38 protein-coding genes are annotated in these 24,195 nt (G+C 73.0%); 12 read left to right on the top strand and 26 right to left on the bottom strand.

Annotation, left to right across the window (positions count from 1 at the left end; translation table 11 throughout):
- Positions 1-11 precede the first annotated feature (11 nt).
- A complete protein-coding gene (locus AB0F89_RS38375; RefSeq protein WP_367139370.1) occupies positions 12-923 on the top strand; it encodes a hypothetical protein in 912 nt (303 codons plus the stop codon).
- A 119-nt stretch (positions 924-1,042) separates the two neighbouring features.
- Positions 1,043-1,768: a hypothetical protein gene (locus AB0F89_RS38370; RefSeq protein WP_367139368.1), complete on the top strand. Its 726-nt coding sequence runs from the start codon at positions 1,043-1,045 to the stop codon at positions 1,766-1,768.
- A gap of 128 nt (positions 1,769-1,896) precedes the next feature.
- On the opposite strand, the gene AB0F89_RS38365 is transcribed toward AB0F89_RS38370, so the two are convergent.
- The 4 genes from AB0F89_RS38365 to AB0F89_RS38350 all read right to left on the bottom strand — a co-directional run bounded on the left by AB0F89_RS38365 (position 1,897) and on the right by AB0F89_RS38350 (position 3,982).
- Positions 1,897-2,298: a hypothetical protein gene (locus AB0F89_RS38365; protein ID WP_367139366.1), complete on the bottom strand. Its 402-nt coding sequence runs from the start codon at positions 2,296-2,298 to the stop codon at positions 1,897-1,899.
- A gap of 282 nt (positions 2,299-2,580) precedes the next feature.
- Entirely contained in the window at positions 2,581-3,111 is a 531-nt protein-coding gene (locus AB0F89_RS38360) for a hypothetical protein (protein WP_367139364.1), read from the bottom strand.
- Complete coding sequence (locus AB0F89_RS38355) at positions 3,108-3,356, bottom strand: hypothetical protein (RefSeq protein ID WP_367139362.1); 249 nt, start codon at positions 3,354-3,356, stop codon at positions 3,108-3,110. The genes AB0F89_RS38360 and AB0F89_RS38355 overlap by 4 nt, the downstream gene beginning before the upstream one ends.
- Positions 3,353-3,982, bottom strand: a complete 630-nt coding sequence (locus AB0F89_RS38350; protein ID WP_367139360.1) for a hypothetical protein — start codon at positions 3,980-3,982, stop codon at positions 3,353-3,355. The genes AB0F89_RS38355 and AB0F89_RS38350 overlap by 4 nt, the downstream gene beginning before the upstream one ends.
- Before the next feature lie 521 nt (positions 3,983-4,503).
- On the opposite strand from AB0F89_RS38350, the gene AB0F89_RS38345 reads away from it, so the two are divergent.
- From AB0F89_RS38345 to AB0F89_RS38330, 4 genes are all read left to right on the top strand, one after another.
- Positions 4,504-5,370, top strand: coding sequence for a helix-turn-helix domain-containing protein (locus tag AB0F89_RS38345; RefSeq protein WP_367139358.1), 867 nt, complete (start codon positions 4,504-4,506; stop codon positions 5,368-5,370).
- A gap of 72 nt (positions 5,371-5,442) precedes the next feature.
- Positions 5,443-5,814 (top strand): hypothetical protein, encoded by a 372-nt coding sequence (locus AB0F89_RS38340; protein WP_367139356.1) that lies wholly within the window; start codon positions 5,443-5,445, stop codon positions 5,812-5,814.
- Between the two features lie 140 nt (positions 5,815-5,954).
- Complete coding sequence (locus AB0F89_RS38335; protein ID WP_367139354.1) at positions 5,955-6,602, top strand: hypothetical protein; 648 nt, start codon at positions 5,955-5,957, stop codon at positions 6,600-6,602.
- Between the two features lie 61 nt (positions 6,603-6,663).
- On the top strand, positions 6,664-7,005 hold the full coding sequence (locus AB0F89_RS38330; protein ID WP_367139352.1) for a hypothetical protein: 342 nt from the start codon (positions 6,664-6,666) through the stop codon (positions 7,003-7,005).
- A gap of 124 nt (positions 7,006-7,129) precedes the next feature.
- Here the strand turns inward: AB0F89_RS38330 and AB0F89_RS38325 are convergent, their stop codons facing one another.
- Complete coding sequence (locus tag AB0F89_RS38325) at positions 7,130-7,465, bottom strand: hypothetical protein (RefSeq protein WP_367139350.1); 336 nt, start codon at positions 7,463-7,465, stop codon at positions 7,130-7,132.
- Between the two features lie 410 nt (positions 7,466-7,875).
- Here AB0F89_RS38325 and AB0F89_RS38320 point away from each other — a divergent pair, with 410 nt between their 5' ends.
- Together AB0F89_RS38320 and AB0F89_RS38315 are read left to right on the top strand one after the other, a co-directional pair.
- A complete protein-coding gene (locus AB0F89_RS38320; protein WP_367139754.1) occupies positions 7,876-8,211 on the top strand; it encodes an HIT family protein in 336 nt (111 codons plus the stop codon).
- Entirely contained in the window at positions 8,208-8,726 is a 519-nt protein-coding gene (locus AB0F89_RS38315; RefSeq protein WP_367139348.1) for a nucleoside 2-deoxyribosyltransferase domain-containing protein, read from the top strand. Before AB0F89_RS38320 ends, AB0F89_RS38315 begins: the two co-directional genes overlap by 4 nt.
- Here AB0F89_RS38315 and AB0F89_RS38310 read toward each other — a convergent pair.
- From AB0F89_RS38310 to AB0F89_RS38280, 7 genes are all read right to left on the bottom strand, one after another.
- Positions 8,689-9,534 (bottom strand): hypothetical protein, encoded by an 846-nt coding sequence (locus AB0F89_RS38310; protein WP_367139346.1) that lies wholly within the window; start codon positions 9,532-9,534, stop codon positions 8,689-8,691. The genes AB0F89_RS38315 and AB0F89_RS38310 overlap by 38 nt on opposite strands.
- A 139-nt stretch (positions 9,535-9,673) precedes the next feature.
- On the bottom strand, positions 9,674-10,456 hold the full coding sequence (locus AB0F89_RS38305; protein WP_367139344.1) for a hypothetical protein: 783 nt from the start codon (positions 10,454-10,456) through the stop codon (positions 9,674-9,676).
- Between the two features lie 53 nt (positions 10,457-10,509).
- Positions 10,510-10,830, bottom strand: a complete 321-nt coding sequence (locus AB0F89_RS38300) for a hypothetical protein (RefSeq protein WP_367139342.1) — start codon at positions 10,828-10,830, stop codon at positions 10,510-10,512.
- 91 nt (positions 10,831-10,921) lie between these two features.
- Complete coding sequence (locus tag AB0F89_RS38295; protein ID WP_367139340.1) at positions 10,922-11,374, bottom strand: hypothetical protein; 453 nt, start codon at positions 11,372-11,374, stop codon at positions 10,922-10,924.
- A gap of 141 nt (positions 11,375-11,515) precedes the next feature.
- Entirely contained in the window at positions 11,516-12,043 is a 528-nt protein-coding gene (locus AB0F89_RS38290; RefSeq protein ID WP_367139338.1) for a hypothetical protein, read from the bottom strand.
- Positions 12,036-12,341: a hypothetical protein gene (locus AB0F89_RS38285; RefSeq protein WP_367139336.1), complete on the bottom strand. Its 306-nt coding sequence runs from the start codon at positions 12,339-12,341 to the stop codon at positions 12,036-12,038. Before AB0F89_RS38285 ends, AB0F89_RS38290 begins: the two co-directional genes overlap by 8 nt.
- Before the next feature lie 139 nt (positions 12,342-12,480).
- Positions 12,481-12,960 (bottom strand): hypothetical protein, encoded by a 480-nt coding sequence (locus tag AB0F89_RS38280; protein WP_367139334.1) that lies wholly within the window; start codon positions 12,958-12,960, stop codon positions 12,481-12,483.
- A 167-nt stretch (positions 12,961-13,127) separates the two neighbouring features.
- Here AB0F89_RS38280 and AB0F89_RS38275 point away from each other — a divergent pair, with 167 nt between their 5' ends.
- The 3 genes from AB0F89_RS38275 to AB0F89_RS38265 all read left to right on the top strand — a co-directional run bounded on the left by AB0F89_RS38275 (position 13,128) and on the right by AB0F89_RS38265 (position 15,883).
- Positions 13,128-13,889 carry a hypothetical protein gene (locus tag AB0F89_RS38275; RefSeq protein ID WP_367139332.1) on the top strand — a complete coding sequence of 254 codons (762 nt, stop codon included), beginning with the start codon at positions 13,128-13,130 and terminating at the stop codon, positions 13,887-13,889.
- Positions 13,886-14,527: a hypothetical protein gene (locus AB0F89_RS38270; RefSeq protein ID WP_367139330.1), complete on the top strand. Its 642-nt coding sequence runs from the start codon at positions 13,886-13,888 to the stop codon at positions 14,525-14,527. The genes AB0F89_RS38275 and AB0F89_RS38270 overlap by 4 nt, the downstream gene beginning before the upstream one ends.
- Positions 14,528-14,710: 183 nt before the next feature.
- A complete protein-coding gene (locus AB0F89_RS38265; RefSeq protein WP_367139328.1) occupies positions 14,711-15,883 on the top strand; it encodes an NUDIX hydrolase in 1,173 nt (390 codons plus the stop codon).
- A gap of 90 nt (positions 15,884-15,973) precedes the next feature.
- Here the strand turns inward: AB0F89_RS38265 and AB0F89_RS38260 are convergent, their stop codons facing one another.
- From AB0F89_RS38260 to AB0F89_RS38200, 13 genes are all read right to left on the bottom strand, one after another.
- The gene (locus AB0F89_RS38260) at positions 15,974-16,228 is read right to left on the bottom strand and encodes a hypothetical protein (RefSeq protein WP_367139326.1); all 255 of its coding nucleotides are present in this window, start codon (positions 16,226-16,228) and stop codon (positions 15,974-15,976) included.
- On the bottom strand, positions 16,225-16,521 hold the full coding sequence (locus AB0F89_RS38255; RefSeq protein WP_367139324.1) for a hypothetical protein: 297 nt from the start codon (positions 16,519-16,521) through the stop codon (positions 16,225-16,227). Before AB0F89_RS38255 ends, AB0F89_RS38260 begins: the two co-directional genes overlap by 4 nt.
- 31 nt (positions 16,522-16,552) lie before the next feature.
- Positions 16,553-17,362, bottom strand: coding sequence for a hypothetical protein (locus AB0F89_RS38250; RefSeq protein ID WP_367139322.1), 810 nt, complete (start codon positions 17,360-17,362; stop codon positions 16,553-16,555).
- Complete coding sequence (locus AB0F89_RS38245) at positions 17,359-17,634, bottom strand: hypothetical protein (protein ID WP_367139320.1); 276 nt, start codon at positions 17,632-17,634, stop codon at positions 17,359-17,361. Before AB0F89_RS38245 ends, AB0F89_RS38250 begins: the two co-directional genes overlap by 4 nt.
- Positions 17,631-17,888 (bottom strand): hypothetical protein, encoded by a 258-nt coding sequence (locus AB0F89_RS38240; RefSeq protein WP_367139318.1) that lies wholly within the window; start codon positions 17,886-17,888, stop codon positions 17,631-17,633. The genes AB0F89_RS38245 and AB0F89_RS38240 overlap by 4 nt, the downstream gene beginning before the upstream one ends.
- Before the next feature lie 153 nt (positions 17,889-18,041).
- A complete protein-coding gene (locus AB0F89_RS38235; protein ID WP_367139316.1) occupies positions 18,042-18,677 on the bottom strand; it encodes a hypothetical protein in 636 nt (211 codons plus the stop codon).
- Positions 18,674-19,282: a hypothetical protein gene (locus AB0F89_RS38230; RefSeq protein WP_367139314.1), complete on the bottom strand. Its 609-nt coding sequence runs from the start codon at positions 19,280-19,282 to the stop codon at positions 18,674-18,676. Before AB0F89_RS38230 ends, AB0F89_RS38235 begins: the two co-directional genes overlap by 4 nt.
- Positions 19,272-19,637, bottom strand: a complete 366-nt coding sequence (locus AB0F89_RS38225) for a hypothetical protein (RefSeq protein ID WP_367139312.1) — start codon at positions 19,635-19,637, stop codon at positions 19,272-19,274. Before AB0F89_RS38225 ends, AB0F89_RS38230 begins: the two co-directional genes overlap by 11 nt.
- 1 nt (position 19,638) lies before the next feature.
- Positions 19,639-20,379 carry a hypothetical protein gene (locus tag AB0F89_RS38220; protein ID WP_367139310.1) on the bottom strand — a complete coding sequence of 247 codons (741 nt, stop codon included), beginning with the start codon at positions 20,377-20,379 and terminating at the stop codon, positions 19,639-19,641.
- Between the two features lie 169 nt (positions 20,380-20,548).
- Positions 20,549-21,382, bottom strand: coding sequence for a hypothetical protein (locus AB0F89_RS38215; protein WP_367139308.1), 834 nt, complete (start codon positions 21,380-21,382; stop codon positions 20,549-20,551).
- Positions 21,379-21,735 (bottom strand): hypothetical protein, encoded by a 357-nt coding sequence (locus AB0F89_RS38210; protein ID WP_367139306.1) that lies wholly within the window; start codon positions 21,733-21,735, stop codon positions 21,379-21,381. Before AB0F89_RS38210 ends, AB0F89_RS38215 begins: the two co-directional genes overlap by 4 nt.
- Entirely contained in the window at positions 21,732-22,262 is a 531-nt protein-coding gene (locus tag AB0F89_RS38205) for a hypothetical protein (protein ID WP_367139304.1), read from the bottom strand. Before AB0F89_RS38205 ends, AB0F89_RS38210 begins: the two co-directional genes overlap by 4 nt.
- Before the next feature lie 82 nt (positions 22,263-22,344).
- Positions 22,345-23,010, bottom strand: a complete 666-nt coding sequence (locus AB0F89_RS38200; RefSeq protein ID WP_367139303.1) for a hypothetical protein — start codon at positions 23,008-23,010, stop codon at positions 22,345-22,347.
- Between the two features lie 231 nt (positions 23,011-23,241).
- Here AB0F89_RS38200 and AB0F89_RS38195 point away from each other — a divergent pair, with 231 nt between their 5' ends.
- Positions 23,242-23,583 (top strand): hypothetical protein, encoded by a 342-nt coding sequence (locus tag AB0F89_RS38195; RefSeq protein ID WP_367139301.1) that lies wholly within the window; start codon positions 23,242-23,244, stop codon positions 23,581-23,583.
- Here the strand turns inward: AB0F89_RS38195 and AB0F89_RS38190 are convergent.
- A complete protein-coding gene (locus AB0F89_RS38190; RefSeq protein WP_367139299.1) occupies positions 23,564-24,166 on the bottom strand; it encodes a hypothetical protein in 603 nt (200 codons plus the stop codon). The two genes, AB0F89_RS38195 and AB0F89_RS38190, sit on opposite strands and share 20 nt — an antisense overlap.
- Positions 24,167-24,195: the final 29 nt, after the last annotated feature.

Here is a 24,195-nt window from a genome sequence, read left to right as displayed (position 1 = left end):
AGGGCAGAGCGGTGCGCCTGGAGGAACCCGTCGTCGTCCGGCGAAAGCTGGCGGACCTGACGCTGCTGGAGCTCAACGCGCAGGTCATGGACAAGGCGACCTACGACCAGTTGGTGTCGAACCTGCGCGAGGACGGGGTGCTCACCTCCACCCCGCTGATCTACGGCGGCGAACCCGAGCTGTACCCGGAGAACCACGAGCTGGTGTTCTCCGGCAACCACCGGGTGCAGGCCGCGCTGGACGCGGGGATCGAGGAAGCCTGGTTCCTGCTGATCACCCAGCCGCTGCCCAAGGCTCGACAGATCGCGATCGAGCTGTCGCACAACTCGCTGACCGGCGAACCGGACCTGGCGATCCTCAAGCAGCGCTACGAGGCGATCGACGACGTCGACTGGCGCGGCTACGCGGGCCTGGACGACAAGACGCTGGAGCTGCTGGACAAGGTCGAGGTCGGCGGGTTGAGCGAGGCGAACCTGGACTTCCAGACGGTGCAGCTGGTGTTCCTGCCCGACGAGGCGGACGCGGCCCGCGACGCGCTGGACATGCTCGGCCGGGCGGCCGACGAGACCTGGCTGGCCGCCTACAAGGACTACAACCTGGTGCTGGACGCGTTGGCCTCGGCGCACTCGGCGCACAACGTAGGCAACGTCGCCACCGCCCTCGGCGTGCTGGTGGGGTTGGCGGAGAAGCACATCACCGACCTGCAAGAGGGCTACCTGGACCCGGACGGCGCCGAACCCCGCCACAAGGGGCACGTGGGCCTGGAGGTGGTGCTCGGTACGCGCACCGTGCCGTCCGGGACCGCGGTGGCGCTGACCCGGGCGTTGAAGACTGCGGTCGACTCGGGTCGGGTCGAGGCGGGCAAGCCGTGGCAGCTGCTCGACATCATGGTCGCCGACTTCCTCGACGTGTCGACCCGCTGACCGCCCGACCCGCACCGGCGGATACCGCACGCAGGCAGGGGCCTTGACGAACCGCGTTCGTCAAAAGTGTGGGTGAAGTGTGGGTCGGTTGTCCCGGTCGGGTCGGGATACTCGCCGCCATGACCCTCATGGAACAAACCCTGACCTTCGTCCCGCAGGCGGCCGGTGTGCTGGTGGCGGCGACGCGGCGTGGTGTGCGCCGCTACAACATGGACGCCTCGTCCACCTTTCGCGCGTCGACCGGGGTGGTGACCGCCTCGGTGGTCGACGGCATCGGCAACGACCGTTCGGGCCCGCCGGTGATGAAGTTGATGGCCGACAACGGCTGCCGGATCGGCGCGACCCGCGGCCCGCTGGCCGGGGTGCTGGCGGCAGCCGCGGTGATCGAGGACCCGGGCGTGGAGGACTACCACCCCGACGGGGTGATGGTGCTGGCGGTGGCCACGCCGGGCGAGGACACCGAGATCGGCTGGGTGGGCGATTCGCACATCCACAGCTGGGACGGGAAGAAGTGGGTGCTGCGCACGTCGCCGCACACGATGGGCGCCTACCTGCGGCAGAACGGCGACTCCGGCCGCGCGGTCAAGCACGACAACTGGGTGCGGGTGACGCTGTCGACGGCGACCGCGACGAACGTGGCGGTCGCGTCCGTCCCTGCCGGAGAGCCGCTGCTGCTGCTGTCCGACGGCCTGGACGAGGTGTCGCCGGCGAAGCTGGCCAAGCTGTTCCGCAAGCACGGCGACGACCATCAGGCGTTCGTCACGGCGCTGGTGGGCAGCACGTCCAAGGACAAGAAGGGCTACCGCGACGACGCGACCGCGGTGCTGCTCGTGCCGCCGGTCTGAGCCGACGGCCCGCTCGGGCGGGGCTGATGACGAGGCGAGGCCGCCCGGACGTGGTCCGGGCGGCCTCCGCCGTGTCCGGCCGGGGAAACCCGTCCCGGCGACCGGCCACGGTGGGCGGGGTGAAGCGTTCAGCACGCCGGCGCGGGCCGGGCGGCGGCGCGGCGGCGGGCGCGGCGGGCGAGCAGCCGCAGCGCGTCGACGGCGTGGGCGGCGACGTCCACCAGCTCGGCGGGCAAGCCGACCGCGTCGACGAGCTGGCCCAGGCCGTCGGCGGCGTCAAGGTCGGCGCGGCGGGCGGCGCGGCGCGCGAGGTGCACCTGCAGGGCGGCGCGGGCCGCCCACGCGAGCGGGCCGAGGTGGGCCGCCGCCGCATCCCACATCAGGCCGGTGAGGTGCCGGCGGCTCCAGGCGGCGGCCTGCTCGCGGTGCCGCAGCCCGAGGTGCAGGACCGTGGTGGCGAGGGTGAGGAGCAGGTGCCCGGTGTGCATGAACACCAGGTTGTCGATGTTGCTCCGGTTGCTCCGCGTCACCTGACGCAGAAGGAGCAACGGATGCCGGCAAACTGATCACGGGGTGCGCGGGCGCCCCGGTCCGGCCACAGGGGGAGGGGTCGGGGTGCCCGCGCCCTGTCGGGTCCGCTTCGTGTTCCTCCGCCGCCGGCGTGCCGGAAACCTGCCGGGGGCGGGGTGCGGGGCGGTGCCGGACGCGGCGCGCCCCCGGCACCGTCTGGTGCCGGGGGCGCGGGGTGGAGCATCTGCCGGCGGCCTGTCACCGGGCTTTCACCGGGCTGTCGTCGCGGTGGTGGTGGCCGGTCAGTGGCCGTGCAGGGCGGCGGCGATCAGTTCCGGGTCGGTGACCCTGCGCAGGCCGAGCGAGCCGCTGCCGGGGATGGGGCGGCGGAACCGGGTGGGGTTGCGCAGCACCAGGTGGCAGCCGTCGGGCCGCGACCACGGGCCGCAGCACTGCCCGTCGGCGGGGTGCGCGTCGACCAGGTCGACCGCGCCGATCCAGTGCCCCGGCGAGCAGGCCGCGGGTGTCGGCGGGTCGACGCCGAGGAGCCGCGCCGCCCAGGCGGCACCGGCGTGGTCGTGCTGGAGGCCGGTGTGGACGAGCAGCCTCCCGCGCCACTCGCCCGCGATGTTCTTCGGCCGGTTCTCCACGGGTTTGCGGCCGTCGCAGATGTGCAGGCTCCACGGCGAGCGGCAGGTCATGGTGCGCACGTCGCCGCGGGCGATGACGTCCTTGACGGGGTCGGGCAGCAGTTCGCGCAGGGCGCGTTCCAGCTCGGCGTCGGACACCAGCGGCGGCCGGGTCCGGTCGGGGCGGGTCAGGACGGCGGTCACGACCGTGCCCTCCGTCGCTCGTAGGCCAGGGCCTGCACGGGGATCAGCGGCGCCTCGTCCTGGTTGGCTTCGGCGGCGCGGCGCATGTCGTCCTCGGTGGGGCCGCCCTGCCACCGGACCTCGTAGCCGCCCTGCGGGGCCGTGATCGCGCCCGGCGTGCGCACGTAGACGAGCTGGACGTCTGTGCCGGTGTCGCGGGTGAGCACGCTGGCGAGGTGGCGGGCGTGGCGGACGCGGGTGCTCACGACCGCTGCCCGCCGTTCTGCCCGGTGGCGTTTTCGACGGCGCGGGCGATGGTGGGCACGGCGTCCAGGGCGGGCACCGGGCGGCCGGCCATCTCCCACATGACGCCGCAGGCCACGAGCCGGTCCCACAGGGCACGGTCGCCGACGGAGGCGACGGCGACGACGGTGTGGTTGATCGAGGAGTCCCAGGTGAGCACGGCGCGCACGGCGGTGACCGGGCCGTGGTCGACGCAGCCGGGCGCGCAGGCGGCGCCGTCGGTGGTCTCGCAGTCGGGTGCGTGGACGACGGCGGGCGCGGCGGTGTCGACGAACAGCACCTCGCAGCACAGCCCGGCGGCGCGGAGCGTGCGGGTGAACACCACGCCCGGCAGGTGCCGGTCGAGCAGAGCGCCGAGGTGGCGGTGCTCCAGGGCGCTGAAGTAGACGGCCGGTTCGGTGTGGACGCCGGTCACGGCATCGAGGGCGGCCTGCACGGCGTCGGCGTCGGCCAGGGAGCGGGTGTTCCCGGCGGCGGGGTCGACGGGCTCGTGGTCGCCGTGACGGCGGCCGTCGGGACGGTGGCCGGCCGGGTTGCGAGGTGCGGGTGTGGCGGCCGGGGTGGTGCGGATGAGGGTTGGGCTGGTCATCGCTGGGACGCTGCCTTCCTGGGCGGGGTGTCCCGGGCCGGGTCGGGCCCGGAGAAGACGAAAGGCCGGCCGCGTCGACGGCCCGTGGGGGTCGGGGCGACGCGGCCGGCCTGGCAAGGGCGGGAGACTGTCGTGTCGAGGAGGTTCCGCATGGCCACGACCTGTCCCTGCCGCCCGGTGTTGGTGGGCGGACCTCCGTACGGGGGATGGGTGCCGGGTACTGCACCTGTGGTGCCGGGTAGTGCACCTGTACGGAGGACCGCCGGAGCCGGAGCCGGGTTCGGCGACTCGGGTCGGGGAGCGGTGCGAGGGGCACCGATACCGCCGATCCGACTACCGGCCGAGCTGGGCGTTCGCCTCGTCCTGCGTCCGTCCTGCTCTGTGTGGAATCATTCCGGAATTATTCCGACAGCGACAGTCGCCCATTGGGATGAATCACATTGACAACCGTCCAACCCGTCGTGCGGCCCGAGGGTGGGCGAACAGGCCACGATACGACGAACGAGGGAAAGGTGGCCTTCATGCCACGCAGGACGCTGCCCGCCAAGCAGCTCGGACGCAGGCTCCGCCGCCTGCGGGTGCAGACCGGCAAGAGCCAGGCCCAGGCGTGCACGGCGGTGAACGCGGGCCGCCCCAAGGACCTGCACATCACGCAGGGCTACCTGTCGCGGATCGAGAACGGCTCGTCGAGACCCGATCCGGACGAGCTGGCCACGCTGTGCGCGCGGCTGGACGCGGGCGACGAGACGACCGGGCAGTTGACGGCCTTGCTGGCGCGCACCGAGCAGCCGGCGTGGTGGGACGATTACGGCTCCACCCTGGGCGCCGACCTACGGTTCGTGCTGGAACTGGAGGACAGCGCCGACACCCTGCGCATCTACGAGTCGATGTTCGTGTCGGGCCTGCTGGAGACCGAGGAGTACGCGCACGCGGTGATCTCGGCGACCGGCGGCAACATCCGACCGATGCACGTGCCGAAGCTGGTCGACCTGCGCATGGAGCGCCGCGAGCACCTGTTCAAGCGTTCGGGGTTCCGCGGCCTCGTCGTGGTGATGGGCGAAACGGCCGTGCGTCAGATTGTCGGCGGCCGTAGCGTGATGAAGGGGCAGCTCAAGCGGCTGGAAGTCGACATCGAAGCGGGCATGGACATCCGCTACCTCCCCTACGCGAAGGGCCCGTGGCCGGCGGTGTCGAGCTGCGCGATCTACGGCTTTGACGACGACGTCGACCCCGACGTGGTCGAGGTGGACGCCGAGGTGGGCCGAGGCGTCTACGAGGATCATGACAACATCTCGGCGGCGAACCACATGTTCGCCAGGGCGTTGCGCAACGCCGAGGACCCGGCGGCGACGGCCGCCTTCCTCCACGGGGTGGCCGCCGACCTGTGATCGGTCGGCCCGCCGCCCGGCTTGTTGTGCCGCACCACTCCCGACCCTCACCCCGGAGGAACCGTGAACCCCTTGACCAACCCTTACCCCGGTCTTCCCGACGCCGTGTACCGGCAGGCGGCGACCGCTCCGCACCTGCCGCCGACGGGCACCGCGTCCGGCACCACGTGCCTCACGGTGGCCGTCGTGGCGGTCGACGGCGAGGACGGCCCGCAGTTCGTGGTCTCGGTGCAGGACGACAAGCTCTCCCCGGAGGAGCGCGTGGCCCGCACCCACGTCTACACCGCGGCCGAGTGGGAGATGTTCCTGGCCGATGCGAAGGCGGGCCGCTACGACGATCTGGCCGCCCTCGCCGCGCTCACCGCGGCGGGCCCGGCGGGAACCGCGATCCCGACGACGGTGATCGAGGTGGAGCCCGTCGACATCACGTCGACCGTTTCCTGACACCCGCTCGGCGCATCCCGACCCTCTACAGCGTGTGCAGGCCCGATCGGCAACGTCGCCGGTCGGGCCTCGGCATGTTCACGGTCGGGTGTCCGCAGACCGGCGGGGATGCACACAGCGTGCCGCGCCATACTCACCGGGTGACCACCACCACCCCGTTCTTGTTCCCGTCGCCCGTGGCGTCGGACGTGGCGCGGCCGGTCCCGCCCTCCGGTGGGCAGCTGGTGTCGATGCTGCTGGACCTGGCGGGCCGGGTCGGCGGCGACGCCGGGCACGATCCGGTGACCGCCGTGCACGACCTGGTGACCGTCGCCCGCGGCCTGTCCCGGGCGCACCGCGACCCGGACCTTCCGGTGCGGCTGGACGCGAGCAGCGTCCGGATCACGCTGACCGGCGGGCTGCACGGCAATCCGCACGCGGCGATGGCGGACGCGATGCACCGGGTGCGCGAGCACGGCGGCTCGGTCGCGACCACCGCCGGGGCGGTGCGCGCGGTGTTCGCCCGCCTGCCCGACGCGCCGCCGGCCGCGTGGCTGGCGGTGCACGACCTGGATGTGCTGCCCGCCGCGCTGCCCGACGCCGCCGACGACGCGCCGGTGGTGCTGTTCGACGTCTCGGACGCGGTGGGCCGGCTTGTGGCCGCCGCCGGCCGCGTCGACACCGGCGGCGGGCAGGCGGTGGCCGGGTTCGTGCAGGAGGTGCTGGACGGCCTCGCGCGGCGCGGGCCGGCCGCGGGGGCGCCGGTGGACGGTCGCACCCCGTGGGGCGACCGGGCGGTCGGGGCATGAGCGCGCCGCCCTCGGTGCTCGGCGGCGCCGACCTGATCGCCTGGACGGTGCACCTGGCCGAGTGGAGTTCCCGGACACGTCGCAGGGCGCCCGGCCGCGCATGAACGAGGTGATGCGCCTGGTCGCCGCGCGCGGCGGGTTCGTCGGCACGACCGCGGGGCCGGTGCGCGAGGTGTTCGACGCCTCTCCGGTGGACATGGCGCGGGAGCTGCGCGGCCACAACCTGCTGATGATCCCCGGCGACGTGTCCCACGTGTCCGACGACGCGCCGGTGGTGCTGTGCTCGGGTGGCCGGTCGGTGGCGGTGCTGCTGGCGCAGATCGGTCGCGGCGACGACCCGGCCCCCACGATGCGGCTGCTGCTGGACCGGGTGGTGAACCGCACGCCGAAGCCGTGGGAGTGATGCGCGGGCGGGTCGCCGTCGAGGAGGCGGTGGGACGCGCGAGGCCCGGCCGGGTTCGTCCCCGGTCGGGCCTTCGTCGTCTTCACCCGCGAACCTCCTCGGGTCCGTCGTTCGGCTTCCGCGCCTACTTGCCGTCGAGTCCGTGCTCGGTGCGGTAGAAGTTCGCCGCCATCGCCAGCGGCTTCGCCAGCGCGTCCAGGGCGGCCACGGCCGCGTCGTGGTTGCGGCTATCCGACGACGAGGCCAGGGTGCTGGCCTCTCCGCCGTCGAGGACACGCTGCATGTCCTTGATGATCGAGGCGGTGCGGGTGCGCACGGTCTCCCGGTGCCCGGCGATCTGGCCGGCCAGCTCGTAGAGCATGAGGTCGGCGCACGCGGAGCCGTTGAGGTCCTTCATGGTGACCGGGCTGCCCACGGCCTCGCTCATGATCGCCTCGACCCGCTTGACGATGTCGCCCATGTCGCCCTCCACTATTTCCGGTAACCGTTTGTTCTGTAACTTTATCCTATTCTTTTTCGCTCACGCGATCCAGTTTCACCGGGTGCGGAGCCCTTTTTGCGGTGTGATACCCGTCTAGTCGGCGGCCGGGCGTGTCCACTTTTCGTCACCTTTCTGGCCAGTTACGACGACTGTCCGCAATCGTGCGGGCAGGGACGTCTCCGCAGAAGTGCGGCAGAGTCGGGCAACGGCCTGACCTGCGGAGTGAATGCCTGTTGACAAGGCGGTGGGAAACAGGAAACACCTGGCGCAACCTGTCGTGCTCCCGTCACAGTCGTCTCATGACCTCGACGCCATGCGCACCACCCCACGACTCCGCGGAGCCGGGCTGCGCTTTCTGTGCCATTGTCGCCGGAACACTTCCGGCGAATATCGTCCGACGGTGGTCGGACGCTGTCGCTATTCGTCCGCGCAGCGGCGGAGTCCACCCCGGCCACGTGCTCGTGGTGCCCCGCGTGCACGTGCCCGACGCGGGCACCGACCTGGTCGTGTCGGCCGCCATGATGGCCCGCGCCTCGGTGCTGATGGACGAGATGCCGTCGGCGAACATCATCACCTCCAAGGGCAGCGACGCCACACAGACGGTGTTCCACGCCCACTGGCACGTGGTGCCGCGCGAGCCGGGCGACGGCCTGCCGCTGCTGTGGACCCCGCAGCAGGAAGCCCGCCGCCAGGAGCAGCGCTGGCAGCCGGCGGGTGCCCGGTGAACGCCCGCGTGCGCCTGGTCATGGCCCGGGAGCCGGTGCCGCTGCGCGGCCCGTCGGTGTTCCTCGCCGGCCCCACCCCGGAGGCCGGCGGCCCGCCGTCGTGGCGCCCGGCCGCGTTCGACGTCCTCGCCGCGCGCTGGTCGGACCCGCGGGAGCTGGTGGTGGTCAGCCCCGAGTCCCGCGACGGGCTGCGCGCCTCCTCGTATGAGGAGCACGTGGACTGGGAGATCGACTCGCGCGCCTCCGTGGCGGCGATCATGTTCTGGATCCCCCGGGACATGCGCACCCTGCCGGGGTTGACGACGAACACCGAGTTCGGCATGGATGTCGACACCGGCCGCGCCGTGCTGGGCGTCCCTCCGGATTGTCCGAATCCCGAGCGGAACCGGTACCTGGCGCACGTCGCCCGCCGGCACGGCGTGCCGGTCCGCTACACCCTGGAGGACACGGTCGCCGCCGCCCTGGGCCTGGCCGCCGCTACCGGGCCCGCACCCACCGTCCGCACCCGCGGCTGATGAACACGGCGTCGGTGGCCAGCACGGTCACCGACGCCTCGGGCTCGTCGTGGGCGAACCGCTGCTCGCGCATCGTGCCGTCGGGCGCGGTGCGTTCCCAGTAGCAGTCCACGGCGGGCCCGGCGAGCCGGTAGGTGCCGGGCACGATGCTCACCCGCAGCTCGAACGGCGAGCTGTGCGGCTGCGGCACCAGCCACGTCCCGTCGTCCACCACCAGCGGCACCCGGTCGTGGCGGGCGTCGTCGACGGCGTCGCCGTGCTCGGGGCAGGCGATCGGCAGGGCCTGCTCCAGCAGCTCGACGTAGGCGGCGTTGCGGCCGGGATGGTCGGACCAGCCCATGCGGTGCACGGCGGCGTGCACGTCGCTGGCGGCCTTGCCCGGGTCGCGGTCGAACAGCCCGCACAGCTGCCGCACGGCGCGGGCGGCCCGGTCGCCACCGCCGAGGGCGTCACGCAGGCCCGGGTCGGCGTCGACGAGCGCGGCGACCTGCCGGTCGGTGTCGGACAGGCCGGTGGACGAGGCGGCCGGCACACCCGGGTCGGCGGTGGACGGGGTGGGCGGGAGGCCGGGCAGCACCCGCAGCGTCACCGACCCGGTCGCGGTCGACGGCGCGGACGAGCCGCGCACCACGGACGGTGCGGGCTCCGGCCGGTCGACGGCGTGCACCAGGGCGACGGCGGCCACCGCGAGGGCGGCGACCAGCGCGCACGCGATGATCCACGCGCGCCGGCGGCGCGAACCCTCCGTGCGGGCCGGGGCGGGTTCGTCGCCGTGCTCGGGGAAGGGGATGAGGTCGGGGCCGTTCATGGCTGCGGGTTCCGTCTCTGTGCGGCTGCCGCGGCCCGGCCCCGATGCGCCAGTCGACCGATGTCCACCGTGCAGGATGCCGCCACCTTCCCGACGCCGCCCGCCGGCACGCCGCACCCGCCCGGGTGCGGCGTGCCGATCAGCCGGACGGCCGGTCGGGGCGGGCGGTGAAGTAGTGGTCGCTGTCGAGGCGCAGCCATCCCAGCTCGGCCAGCGCCGACCTGATCCGCCGGATCTCCGGCTTGGGGAGCAGGAAGTGGTCCGAGAGGGGACCCACGCCGGGCAGGCGCGTGCCGGGCGGGTGCGCGAGCACCGCCTCCAGCAGCACGGCGGGCACCAGGTCGGGGCGGGCGGTCGGGCGCGGCGGCAGCGTCAACGAGGTGTGCCCCGACTGCGAGTAGGTCAAGGTGTGCACGCGGGCCCGCAGCACCGACACCGGCACGTTCAGCGGTGCCAGCGTGGTGCGCAGCATGGCCGTGTCGTGGTCGAAGACCAGCAGCCGCGCCTCCTTGAGCACCCGCCGCAGCCCTTCGGCCACGACCGGGGCGACGCCGAGCGCGTCGACGAACCGCTCACGGGTCGGGAACAGCCTGCCGCGCTGCCGGTGCACGGCCAGCACGACCGCGCCGACCACGTCGACGTCGGCGCCGTCGAGACGCGGCAGCTCCAGCGGCAGCAGCTCCCTGCGCGTGACGTGCCAGGTGCCCGCCGGGTCGTCCTCGCACTGGTAGGCCCGCCCGGGTCGCAGACCGTCGGGCAGCGTGCCGGACTCGAACACGCCGGTGGCCAGCAGGGCGTGCCGGGATCTGGCGATGAACCGCAGGGCGGAGTCGCGGCTGCGGTAGGAGCGCTTGCCGCAGCGCGAACACCAGGTCGACGACCGGGGCGGTGACGGCGGGCCGGCGGGGGCGGGCTGGACCACCGGGTCACGATAGCCGGCCCCACCGGGTGCGGGCCCGGACGGCGGCGGCCGGTTCACCGGCCGTCGACCGGTCGGGCGCAGCGGGGCGGACGGGTGCGCGGCGACGCGCCCTCGACCGCGACGCCGGTCGACGGGGTCGGGGTGGCGGACGTCGCGGGCACCACGCGCACGGCGGAGGTCGACGTGCTCTCCGGCACGATCCGCGCGGGTCGGGGCGGGTGGGCGGCGGCCAGCCACGCGGCGCCGGTGACGCCGACCGCGAGCACCGCGACGGCCGCCGACCAGGCGACCAGCGGGCGGCGGGGACGGCCTGCGCGGGCCGCTGCCGCCTCGGGGGCGGGCTCGGGGAGAACGGGTGGGCGGGCGTCGTTCATGGGCTGCACGTCTCCGTGAGGGTCGGCGAACACCCCGTTCCGGCGTCCGGAGCGGGGTGGAAGAAGCGGGTGGAGGAGGCCGGGCGGTGGGTCAGTCGAACGCGAGCGCCAACTGCGGCTCGGCGGGCGCGGACGGCAGGGTGACGGGCGAGGCGATCAGGTGGTCGCCGTACTCCGGCACCTCCAGCCCGGTCTTGGCGGAGATCCACTCGGCCAGCAGGGTGCGGTGACACCAGAGGCCGACGGTGGCGAGGTCTTCGAAGCACAACAGCACCAGCGGCACGTCGTCGCCGACGCCGGCGGCGGCGCGGAGGATGTCGGCCTGGTCGAGGGCCTGGCGCTGCGTGCGGTGCAACTGGTGCCGGTAGGCGCGGCGGAACTCGTCGTAGGGCAGGTGCAGCGTGTCGCGGCGCGGCGTCCACTGCGGCATCCGGTGCTCCAGCAGGTAGCCGGGGGTATGGCGGGGCGCGCCGACGCTGGTGCGCACCGGCACCCCCATCCACGGCCGGAACTGCGTGTAGCTGCACGACGCGAACACCGCCACCCCTTTCCCCTACAGCGATTCCCGATTTTTTCCGGTTGATTTCCGTAATCCAATCCTATTCGAATTCGCGCACGCGATCCAGTTTTACCGGGTTGTGCGCGCGAATTTTTGGATTGATTTCGTGTGGTTGTCGCGGCGATTTCAGACGCCGGGTCGCCGACGCGGCGGCGGCGTGCACAGGATCTGGATGGCGAGACGCGCGGTGATCCTCAGCGCGGGCGTGTTCGCCTGGGCCCGTTCGGCGATCCCGCGGGGGCTCAACCCCATCTGCGCGTACAGGCGCACGACCTTCTCCTGCTGCTCGCTCCACGGCCGCCGGACGGGCGCCGGCCGGGTGACCGGCCGGCGTGCCGGCGGCGGCGCGGCCGGTTGCCCGGCGGGTGTGCGGCTGCGGTAGTCCAGGCCCAGCCCGGAGTCCTTGGGCGCGAACTCGCCGCGTGCGCCGCGCCGGGCGATGTCGGCGGCGTCGCCGACCAGCACGACCGGCGAGCTCTTGTTCACGGCGACGGTGGTGATGGTCAGGCCCTGTCCGTGCCGGTCGCGGCACTCCTTCTTCACGCAGTGCCGATAGCCCAGCTCGGCCCGCTCGGCGGGCACCTCGTCACCGCACCCGACGCACTCCACGGGCGCGGTGACGTCGGGTGCGGTGACGTCGTCGCGGTCAGGCATCGAGCGGCTCGGCGTTCTCGAACTCGTCGACCAGCTCCTGCTCCAGCCAGGCGGCCAGGCGCGGCGAGGCGGCGCGGAGGTTGTCGAGGAAGCGCGGGAACATGACGCCGAACGTGGTCAGCGTGCGCAGGCCCAACTGCTCCTCGGTGAGGGTGACACCGCGGTCGAGGTTCCAGCGCTGCACCTTCGGGCGCAGCAGGTCCATGACGTGGTCGATGACGTCGGCGCCGGTCTCGTACTTGCGCGGCCCCTCGGCGACCTGGTCGGCCAGCTCGATCGACGGATCGAATTCGCTCACTGCGCACCCCTTGTGATTCTTTGTCTTTCTTTTTGCTTTCGTCTCCTTTAATCCTATTCGACAATGCGCGCGCAAGCCAGTTTTACCGGCCTGTGCGCGCATTGTTTTTGTGATACCCGTCCCGGTGTTTCCGGGTCGGTCAGAACAGGCCGTCGAGGGCGCGTTCCTCGGCGGCGGTCTCGGGCATCGGCACGGCGCCGAGTTCCCGCACGGGTTCGCCGGTGAGCTGCGTCCAGCCGGCGGCGAAGATGGTGCGGTGGCACCAGGGCGTGCCCTTGCCCTTGGCGGGCTTCTTGGCCAGTTGCTCGAAGCAGAGCAGGGCGAGGGGGAAGTCCTCGGCGACGCCCATCGCGCGGCGGATGACCGCGGCCTCCTCGCGGACCCGGTCGACGTAGCCGTCGGTGTTCATCATGTCGAGGTAGCGCTGGGTGAACTCGTCGCGGCCGAGTCCGCCGAACACCCACTCCTTCGCGGGGAAGGTGGAGGGCAGGGCGTGGACGAGCGGGTAGCGGATCTTGTAGCGGGGGAAGCCGTTCGCGGAGCGCACCGGGATCGCCTCGTCGGCGGGTAGTGCGTACTCGGGGAACGAACAGGTGTACCAGGTGTTCGGGCTGGTCATCGGCGGTGGCTCCGTGCTGTCGGTGAGGTGCATGTCATGTACATCATATGTCGATCACATGTAGCTCGTGGAGCGGTCGGGGGTGTGTCGGTGATCAGTATCTACCTCACTGGACAAAAAGGTCTACCCCACTGGACTGTTTCAGTCCAGTGGGGTAGACATCCGGTATGGATGTGATGGAGCGCAACCTGCACCGGGAAGACGGCCTGGCCTCGACGACCGGGGCTCTGGCCGACGATCCGGGCGGGCCGATCAAGCTGTCGTGGCACAGCAGCTCGTTCCCCCTGGGCGGCACGCTGCCCAGCAATCTGCGCACCACCCTGCCCCGCGGGCACGCGACCAACCTGCTCACGTGGGCCGAGCTGGGCGGCGTCGGTCGCTTCGCGAGCGTGATGGTCGTGGGCCTGATGCCGACGGCCGAGATGGACAAGCTCGACAGCCGCAAGCCGCTGGCCACGCTGCCGCGGCTGGAGCGGCCGGACTCGCTGGAGTCCGACTTCGCCGGGTGGGAGATCAGCCTGCACGACCGGGAGGACGTCCGGGTGGTGCTGCTCGCCGACGGCACCCTGCGCCGGCTGGGCAACCCCGCCGAGCGGACCGCGCGCTGGCTGGCCGACCGGCTTCCCACCTCGATCGGGTTCGACGAGCTGACCCCGGACAGCCGCAAGCGGGACCCGGTCGAGCGCATGGTGGCCGCGATCCACAACGCGAAGGTGGCGATGTACTGGGCGCCCGGCGAGCAGTCGACGGCGGTGTTCCACCGGGCGATCGTCGACGCCCTGGACTCCAAGACGCCGCACAAGGTGCCGCACAAACAGGTGTGGGACGCCGCCGAACTGTCCCGCGCCCGGGTGTACCAGATCCGCAAGGAGGTCCACGCCGCCGACGCGGCGGCCGAGGACTCGCCGGGAGAGGAGCAGGGGCGATGACGCGGCAGGACGACCGGGTGGTGCGGGTGGGCGGGGTCGGCCCGGTGGTGGGTTCGGTGCCGGAGCGGCCGTGGCATGTGCGCGCCCGGCTGCGGGTGCTGCGGAACCACACGGTCGCGCCGTGGGAGAGCGCGGCCCGGACGTTCCGCCAGGGTGAGGTCGTGGTGATGGGCCTGTCGGGCAAGGCCGGACAGGCGGTGCGGGAGCGGACGTCCTGGACGTCGAATCCGGACGTCGGGGTGTCGCCGTGGCTGTGGCCGGAAGACGTCGAGGTGCTGGAGGTGCTGGAGTACCAACCTCCCACGTGGGCGGAGGCCGCCCTGGATCCGGAGGCGGTGACGGCTGCGCTGGCCCCGCACCACGAGGGCGCGGCCGAGGCGGTCGCGGCGTGGTCGGCGGCGGGCCTGCACCTCGCCTACGAGTACCTGGGCCTGGTGCTGCGGACGCCCGCTCCGGACTTGGGCCGGATCGGGTACCTGCGGCGCGACCACCACGGCCGCCACACCCGGCCGTACGAGGTGGTCGTGGCCGACGGTGGTCCGTGGGGGCCGGACACGGTGGAGCTGTCGGTGCTGCCGGTGGACCCGGTGGCGGCCGTCGAGCGGGCCCGTCGGGAGGGAGGGCGCCGGGCGCGGTGAACGGCGTCGCGCCGGACGACGTCCCGTCCGCCCCGTCGCCTTCGGGTGGCGGGGCGGACTGCTGCGCGCGGGTGGAGCGGGCGGGCTCGGCGGGTCGGGGTTCACCCGATCGGGCCTCTTGCCAGGGTCGTACGGAAATCTATACGCTTGCCGTACGAAAAACCGTACGTTTTGGAGGTTGGGATGCTGAACTACCGCACCGGCGCCGACTCGACCCGCGGCGGCCTGGACCTGGTCCTGTCGCTCACGCCCGACCAGGCGGAGGCCCTGGGCACCGATGCCGCCCTGATCGGCGAGGCGGTCGACACCGTGCTGGTCGGCATCGCCGCGCTGCGCCAGGGCCGCGATCCGCACGTCCCACCCGGGGCGGGCACCAGCTTCAAGGACAGCCCGGTCAGCGCCGGCAGGTTCTGGTCGGAGTGGGTGCTTCAGGACACCAGCTCGCTGCTGGCCCGCCTGGAGGGCGTCCTGGACGCCGCCACGCGCGCCCACCAGGCCGACGGCGGCTCCTACGGTTCGCTGGCGAACTGCACGGGCGTCACGAAGACCACCGCCCAGTACCGCCGCGACACCCTCGCCAGGAGCGAGCCGTCCCCGGCCGAGCTGTGGGCGACCGGGACCCGCGTCGACGGCCGGCACCCCGGCGCCAAGGTGCCCGCCAACCTCCGCACGTGGAAGACGCCGTGGCACGGCTACATCCCGGTGGACGTCACCCCCGACCACCTGACCGCCGAGGGGATGCGGGACGCCGGCACGCCCGAGTGGGCCGAGCCCTACCCGACGCCGTCCGAGGTGCCGGACTGGCGGGACCGGCAGGCCCGCGCGCTCGTGCCGTTCGACTTCGACGACCGCCGCTGGCCGCTCAACCCGTTCGGCCGGACCGGGCGCGTGGGCAGGCTGTTCGGGCACTGGGGCGAGAAGCAGGCGGCCGATGCCCTGGTGCTCGCGGGCACCGGCGCGGACCGGCGGGCGCTGCTGGTCAAGCGCGGAGACATCGAGGAGTGGGCGGTGCCCGGCGGGATGCTGGACGAGGGCGAGACGGCCCGCGACGCCCTCGTGCGCGAGTTGCGGGAGGAGACGGGTGTGGACGTGGCCGGCGTCGAACCGCTGATCATCTCTCGCACCTACGTCGAGGACTGGCGGGTCACCGACAACTCGTGGGTCGTCACGACCCTGGCCGTGTTCCGCGTCCCGGAGGTGGTGCCGGCCACGGGCGCGGACGATGCGGTCGAGGCCCGCTGGGTGCCCGCGGCCGACCTGGACGGCCTGGTCGCCGCGCTGGAGGCGGACGGCGGACGGCTCTACGGAGCGCACCGGCCGCTGCTGGCGGCGGCGCTGGAGAAGTGCGCCGACTGACCGCCCGGCACGCGACGGCGGGGGCCCCGGCACCGGGTGGTGCCGGGGCCCCCGCGCGTGCCGTCCGCGTCCGTCCACCGTGGGTTCCGTCTACGCCGGGGCGACGATCTCGCGGACGATCTTCACCGAGACCGACTTGCGGTCGGGTTTGGAGTCCAGCTCCTCCAGCAGCGCGGCCAGCTTCTCCGGCGCGTCGGTGTCGGAGTACTGGTCGACCACGCCGCGCACCACGTCGTCGACCCAGTGGTGCAGGCGGTGCACGGCGCCGTCGGCGTCGGTGATCCACGGTCCGAGGCCCGCGTCCTCCAGGGTGCGCAGCAGGTGGTCGCGGACGTCGCCCCTCACCGCCGTTCCCACCTCGGCCGGGTCGGCAGCGGCGGGGGCACGACCTCGGCGTGGCGGATCGCGTCGCACGCGGGCAGGTCCCGGTCGTAGAAGCCGCGCCACTTCGGGTCGTGCAAGTCGTCGACGGGCCGGTGCCCGACCCGCCAGTGCGTCTGGATCAGCTCGACCAGCCAGATCGCGTAGTCCTCGTCGCCGCCCGCGGCCTCGACGGCGCCGCGGCCGACCGGGGTGCGGTCGAACAGGTACCGCACCGGCCCGCGTTCGTCCTGGGGCATCGGGCTGCTTCTGGTCACCACCACGTTCTTCGTCCTCCTCGGTGCGGGGTCAGGTTCCCTTGACGATCCACAGCTGTTCGCTGGGGTCGTGCTGGGTGGGGGTGTCGTCCTCGTCGAGCCACAGCAGCACGTCGTCGTCGGGGGTGCGGCCGACGCGGTCGACCTCGGAGGTGTCGGCTTCACGCGGGTCGTCATGGCCGGCGCGCGGCGTGGTGAGGGTGTGGACGACGGTGTCGCCGGGCTCGATCCGGTCGGCGCTCTCCTGTTCGGGCAGCCCGCCCGTGGCCGCCAGGATCGCGGCGAACCGTTCGGCCTGCACGCGGTTGTCGGCGTCGACGAGCAGCGCCACACGCTCGTAGCCGGGGGTCTTGCCGACGTCGACGCGGGGGTGCTCGCCGTCGAACACCGCGGCGACGAGCAGTTCCCCCGCGTCGCCGTCGACGAGGCCGACCACGGTGTAGCGGTAGGGCGGTGCGACGGCCGGGGCGGCGCCGGTGTCGTCGGCGGGGTCGATGTTGCCGCTGGTCATCGGTTCAGCTCCTCGCGGGGTGGGAGTAGTCCAGCGGCCGGGGCGCGGCAGCCGGCAGGGCTTCCAGCGCCAGCGGGCGTGTTCGCCGCGCACCATGAGCAGCGCCTCGGCGAGGCTGCCCCGGCTGGGGAACGCGGGCGTCCAGTGGTCCAGGCCGATGACGAGCGCGATCCAGTGGGTTCCGGAGCCGACGACGCGGCCGATGGACCAGCGGACGTCGTCCGAGCCGTCGTGCAACTCGATGGCGTACACCCGGTCCCCGCCGGTGACGAGTTCGCCACCGGCGGGGACCTCGGTGAAGTGCGCGTGCGTGTCGCGGCGGCACCTCACGCGTCCACGCCCTCCTCCAGCAGGGTGCGCAGCGCCTGGACCGGCGTCATGTCGTCGTCGTACCAGTCGCGCCACAGCCGGTCGGGCAGGTCGAAGATGCCGACGGTGAGCCTGCGGCGGCAGGCGCCGTCGACCACGAGCAGCCAGATGCCGAAGTCGACGTCGTCGCCGGCGTAGCGGCGCAGCGAGTCGTTCTCGGGCAGCGTGGCGAACACCTCGGCGACCTGGTCGCGCTGCTCGTCGGCGAGGTTGTCGACCCAGGTGTTGCTCACCGCGACGTCCCGGCGTGCAGGGTGTCCTCGGTGTCGGCGCGCTCCTCGGACTCGACCATCGCCACGATCTCGTCGGCGATGCGCTTGTCGTCGCCGATGTAGCCGGCCTCGACCGCGCCGACCACGACCGACTCGGCGGCGTACTTCGCGGGCTCGCCGCGCACGCCCTTGAGGCAGTCGGTGACGAATTCGTATTCGCCGTCGGGCTTGCGGGCGAAATAGATCCGGACCGCGTTCAGTTCCTTGGCCGTCATAATTGCTCCCGATGTTTCCGTGAGGGTTGGTGTGGATCTTCATCCAGCCTATTCGGCGTTGCATCACATGTACATCATATGTAGGTCGCAGGGGGTGTGATACCCGTCTATTTGCGCAGCTCACACCCCCTGCGACCGGTCAGCCGACCGACCCTAGGCGGTCGAGCCGGGTCGGTGATCCCAGCAGCATTCGTCTCCCACCCATTCGTTCTGGTGGATGTGCGCACGCGACGCCAACGCGGCCTTTCCGCAGAATTTGCACACCACGGTCTCCACCAGCGGCGCGATCTCGTCGGGGGTGGGGTAGCGGTCGAACGACTCGTCGAGCGTGAGCAGTTCCCCGTCGTCCAGGCGGACCACGTCGTAGCTGACGCCGCCGCCGTTCCACGTCTGCTCGCGCACGAACACCTCGACGCCCTCGACGTCGAACGGGTCGTGCTCCTCGACGTCGACCACGCGCGTGCCGCGCGGCCGTCCGCTGTGCCCGCGGGTGCGGCTGCGCCGGTCGAACCCCGCCTGCTCCAGCCGGTGCAGCGTGCGGGTCTGCCGGTCCCACACCGTCCACTCGGTGAAGCACGACCCGCCGCCCCGCGTCAGGTCGAGCGCGGCGGACGCGGCCAGCTCGGGGGTGGTGACGGTTCCGGCGGTGGTGGTCGGGTCGTAGGCGACCGCCAGGACCGCCAGGAACCGGGGAGGCTCCTGCCGGTCGATCGCGGACGGGTGCAGCACGTCCTCCCAGTCGGGGAACAGGCCGTCACCGAGCGCGGCCCGGAACCCGCCGGCGCTCATCGGCCGTCCCGGTCGTGGTCGATCGCGCCGTCGACGTCGGCCTGTTCCACCCGGTGCAGCACCCGGGTCCTGCGGTCCCACACCAGCCACGGCGTCTCGCCGGCCTGCCCGTCGCGGGTCAGCTCCAGCCCGGCGGCGGCGGCCTGCCCGGGGTCGTGCACGCCGTGCGGTCCGGGTCGGTCGTGGTGGGCGGCCACCACGAGGGTGACGAACCGGTGGTCGGCGGCCGGGTCGAGGTGGCGGACCACCTCGGTCCACGGCGGGAACAGCCCGTCGCCGGCGGGCGGCTCGGGCACCGGCCCGATCTCCTGCTCCTCCTGCCACGAGTCGGGCATGGCCCGGCCGCGCGACTCGAACGGCCCGCGCAGCGAGTGCACCGACACCTCGGTCAGCACGACCCCGCTGACGTCGCGGAACAGCGGCTCGCGGGACTGGAAGCGGGCGACCAGGCCCTGCGCGTCGTCGCGGTGCGGGGTGACCTCGTGCGGCACGCGGACCACCCCGCCCAGCACCACGTCCCACGCGGTGTCCGCGCCCCACGGCCAGGCGTCGCCGGGCCGGTCGCTCCACACGTGGCCGCGTCCGCGGCCCAGCTCAATCCACATCGCCGGCTCCCGCCTGGTCGTCGTCGACCGGGTCGCGGCCGGTGGGGCTGTGGTCGTGGACCTCGTGTCCGTCGGGCAGCGGCGTCCAGCCCAGCCCGGTCAGCTCGGCGCGGGCGATGTCGACGTCGGGTGGCCCGTCGGCGTGCACGTCGCGCAGGGCGGCGATGATCACGGCGTAGCGGCGGCGGCCGTGCGCGTCGGTGCCGCCGGTGGTGACGTCGAACATCTCGGCGCCCTCGTTGATGCCGGTCCAGCCCTGCGCGCGCAGCGCGAGGCACGCCTGGTCCAGGGCACGGTCGGCGTCGGCGGCGGCGATCTCCCGCACCGCCGGGATGATCACGGAGTAGCGCTCCACGTCAGCTCCTCCCCGCGGTCGGGGTCGCGGCGGGCCTGCGGCGGATGCCCTTGACCCGGGAGGTGTCGCCCCTGCGGGTGGTGGGGGTCCAGCCCAGTTCCCGCAGCGCCGCGTTCTCCAGCTCCAGGGCGTGCCGGGGTCCGTCGCCGTCGATCTCGCGGGCCACGGTCGTCACGACGGCGTACGGGCGGGCAGCGCCGGGCCCGGGGCGCGGGTGCGGGGCGACGTCGTGGACGCGGTGCGTGCGGCGGGGAAGCAGCCAGCCGTGTTCCAGCAGCTCAGTGTGCGCGGCCCGCAGGGCGTCGTCGTGGTCGCCGCAGCCGGGGATCTCGCGGACGACGAGGGACGTCACCCGGTAGTGGGCGGACACGACGCGGCGTTCCTGCAACGTGTTGCCGCGCCGCTCCACGACCATGCCGACCGGGAAGTCCCGAACGGCGCGGATCAGGTCCTCGGCGTCCTCGCGGCACTCGTCGAGGGTGAACAGGTTCTGGTCCTCGAACAGCCGTCGCGCGTAGTCCTCGACGGTGAGGTCGAGTTCGGCGACCCGGGTGGTGCTGGTGGACCTGGAGGTGTCGAGGCCGACGAAGGCGCGTCCGCAGCCGCAGCGCGAGTCGGGGCTGCGGCGGTCGCTGTCGCACATCGACGCGAGGCGGACGGGTTCGCCTTCGGCGGCCCAGTGGAAGTCGTTGTCCCGCCTGCCCTGGCCTCGGGCGGTGGCGACCAACAGTCGGATGGTCATGGTGCTCCCGGTGGTTCCGTGAGGGTTGGTGTTGTGGATCTTCGATCAACCTAATATGCCCTGCACATGATGTACATGTAATGCAGGTCGTGGGGGGTGTGATACCCATCTGTTTGTGCAGGTCACACCCCCTCGATGATGTCCGGAAGGGTCGGTTGAGGAGGGTGGGTCAGGCGCGGATGCGGGCGAGCAGCGCCCTCAGCGCCTCGCGCTGTTCGCCGCGCGACCGGCGGCCCGCGGTGCGCACCACGTGCACGGCGACCTCCCTGCCGCCGTGGAACCGCAGCGTGCCGTGCTCCCGGCCCTCCGGGAGGACGCGGCCGACCGCGTCGCTCTCGTACAGCGCGGCGCACGACGGCGGCGCGAGCTGCTGCAACGCGTCGATCTCCGGCCCTGTGGCGTTGATGCTCAGCTCCTCGCCGTCGGCCAGCAGCCGCGTCAGGGTTTCCAGCGAGGACTGCGTCGCCGTGCTGATCGTCTCGCGCGCCTCGCGGAGGTCGTCGTCGTCGACGCTGTCGCCCTCGTGGATGCGCTGCCAGGTGTCCAGCGCGGCCCCCAACTCCTCGGCGACGCCGACCAGCAACTCGTACCCGGCGGCGGCCGGGCGGCGGTTCGGGCTGGGCGGCAACGGCGTGGTGTCGAACTTCCCGACCCGCACCCACTCCTCGTCGTCGTCGTCCGGCCACATGCCGATCACGCCGGCGGGCAGGTCGATGCCCAGCAGGGAGCGGCCGTCGAGGGTGATGGTGACCAGGCCCTCGCTGGTGCGGATCGCGCCGGAGCGGCGTCCGGCGTGCCAGCCCAGCCGCGGGTGGTCGTCGACGTCGCCCGGCTCGTCCTGCCCGTCGTGGCCGGGGGTGTCGTCGTCGACCAGCTCGGCCACGAGCACGGGGCCGTCGTGGACGGGCTCGGGGTGCCGCTCCTCGGCGACCACCTCGACGTCCAGCGGCCCGTCGGGCGGGATGGTGGCGAATCCGGTCGTGGTGGTGGACGTGCTGTTCACGGCGTCTCCGGGCTGGTGTCGGTGGTGGTCGGGGTGGTCGGGGTGGTGGCGGTGCGGGCGGAGCCTGCGGCGGCGGCCCCGCGCAGGACGAGGGGGTCGGTGCGGTCGCGTTCGGCGCGGGTCATCAGCGCGGGCAGCCGGTTGCGCACGGCCATCCCGTCGGGGCGGTCGCCGGCGCTGCGGACGAGGAAGGTGCGCATGTCGCCGCCGCGCGCCATGTCCAGCCCGTCGGCCTGGTACAGCTCGCAGTCGGCGGGCACGTGCCCGGCGGCGCGCAGCCCGTCGAACCACTCCAGCGCGGCCAGCACCTCGACGAACTCGATCACGATCTTGGGACGGGTGGCGTCGCTCACCGTGTCACCGGTCCTTCGTGCTCGTCGGGGCGCGGCCGACCGCAGGCGGCGCAGGCGGTGCGCCGCTCGTGCCCGGCCTGCTCGGTGGCCCAGTCGCGGCGCTTGACGCGGAGCGCGGTCGCCACGTCCCAGTCGTTCTCCCGCGCGTCGTACAGCAACTCCTCGGCGCGGTCGGCGTCGCCGGTCAGGGCGATCAGCGGCACCAGCAGCGCGTTGCGCACGTGCGCGAGCGGGCTCAGCGCGTCGTCCTCGCCCAGGTAGCGGCGGTAGGTGTTGTTCGTGCCGTAGTCGACGTCGCCGGCGACGATCGACGGCGGCAGGGCGTCGAGGCCGTTCAGCGCGGTCAGCAGCACCTGCGCCGCCTCGACGTGACGCAGGTCGGCGGCGCCGAGGGCGTCGGCGTCGCCGGGGTCGACGTCCTGCCACTCGCCGTCGAGGTCCGCGAGGACTTCCGCGGCGGTGCCCTCGCCCACGTGGGCGGTGATCACCTCCCTCACCGTCTCGCGGTCGGGTCCCCGTCGGATCACGGTTCGCACGGTCGTTCTCCTTCGCGCATGGTCGGATGGGGGCCGCCCGGATGGGCGACCCCCCACATCGGTTCCGGGTCGGTCAGGCGGCGGGCCGGTCGGCCTGCTCGGGGCGGGGCGAGGCGCAGTTGCCGCAGGTGTCGGCGACGGAGACGGTGTGCCAGTCGCACTCGCCGCACCACCACATCGCGCCGGCGGCCACCAACTGCGCCACCATCGCCTCGTACGCCCGCGAATCGGGCTGCTCGTCGAGCAGCCGCCGCACCAGCACGGCCGTCGGGTGCTGCTCCAGCGCCTTCTCGGCGTCTTCGTGCGCCCACTCCGGCCGCACCTGCGCCAGCACGTACGCGGCGCCCTCGTCGACGCAGTCGATCAGGTGTCCGCGCAGCTCGTCGGCGCGGTCCTTCGTGCCGGCCAGGCGCTCCAGCACCTGCATGAGCGCGGCCTGCACGTGCGCGTACACGTTCAGCTCGACGGCGCGGCCGGTGCGCACCTCCCACGAGTTGTCGCCGGAGTGCTGCGGGTGGTTCATCCGGTTCAGCTCGTACAGCGTCCGGTTGAGCGTGTCGGCCAGCTCCAGCTCCGCCGGGTCGTCGGCCTCGGGGTCGAGGGTGGGCACCTCGGCGAGCACGTCGGACACGTGCGCGGCGACCTCCTCGCCCACCTCCTCGGTCAGCACCCGCCGCACCTCGGCGAACGGGACGAGCCGGCGGGCTTCGGCGGCGGTGGCGGACACGGCTGCGGACATGGCGAACTCCCGAAATCAACGAGGGTTGGGAATTGCTTTCTTTCTGCTTTCTTTCTTGCACCTTTAATCCTATTGCAAAAACACGCGGAAAGCCATTGAAAAGCGCTCACGGACGCAATTGGTGATGTGGTACCCGTTATAGTCGCGCGGTGTCGTTTCCGCTGGTCACCCATTCGTGGTCCCTCGCTCGGCCGATTGCGCGCGCCAATCGGGCCGCTAGCGTCGGGATTCATGCGAAGGAAACTGATCGGCCTGCTCGCCGTCGCTGCCGCCGCAGTCGCCGCTCTCGGTGTCGTGCCCGGCCCGGCCGCCCACGCCGTACCCGTGCCGGGCATCAACAGGACGTTCCTGGTCGACGAGGTCAACATCCGCTCCGGCCCGTGGCTGGACAGGCCTTCGCACGGCCTGGGCTACCGCGGCCACCAGGTCTACGTCCGATGCAAGGCCCTCGGCCAGACGATCGAGGGCGACTTCCGCTGGTTCGGGTTGACCGACAACACCACCGGCGTGTCGGGCTACTCGTGGCACCGCTACGTCGACCTCGGGTGGGAGTTCAACCTCCCGGACTGCTGAGGTCCGGCACGGCGCGACCGCCGGCGAGCCACGCCAGCGCGGCGTCGACGTCGGCCCGGGTGAGCCCGGCCGGGGAGGTGACCGGCCGCAGCACGGTCGGCACGCCCCGCGCGGTGCGGTGGGCCGCCCAGTGCGGGTCCTTGCCGCCGAACAGGTCGTCGAGCCAGAACGCGGGGCGGTCCGGGCCCAGGAACCGGGCGACCGGACCGGCCTTGCGGGTGCGTCCGAACGCGATGCCGCCGACCACGCCGACGTCGACGACGGGCCAGTGCTCGGCGGGCGGGTGCAGGCGCGGCGCGATCCACCCGGCGGCCAGCCGTCCCCAACTGGTGGCCCAGGCGTGGGCGGCGCCCGCGGCGGTCAGCTCGGCCATCCACTCGCCGTGCCGGGGGTCGAGGTGGACGGGCCCGGTGACGTGTCGCCCGTCGGGGCCGGGGCCGTCGTAGACGTGGGCGCGGTGGGCGGGGGTGGGTCGGTCCGGGTTGAGGACGCCGTCGACGTCCCACAGCACCACGGGTGTCGCGTCGGGCTCGGTGTCGGACGCGGTGTGCGGGAGGGTGCCGTGGGACGTGGGCGCGGTCATCGGCGTCTTCTCCTGGTGGCGGGTCGTGT

This window comes from Saccharothrix sp. HUAS TT1 (assembly GCF_040744945.1).
Lineage (GTDB): Bacteria > Actinomycetota > Actinomycetes > Mycobacteriales > Pseudonocardiaceae > Actinosynnema.
This window is presented reverse-complemented; position numbering and strand designations above follow the sequence as displayed.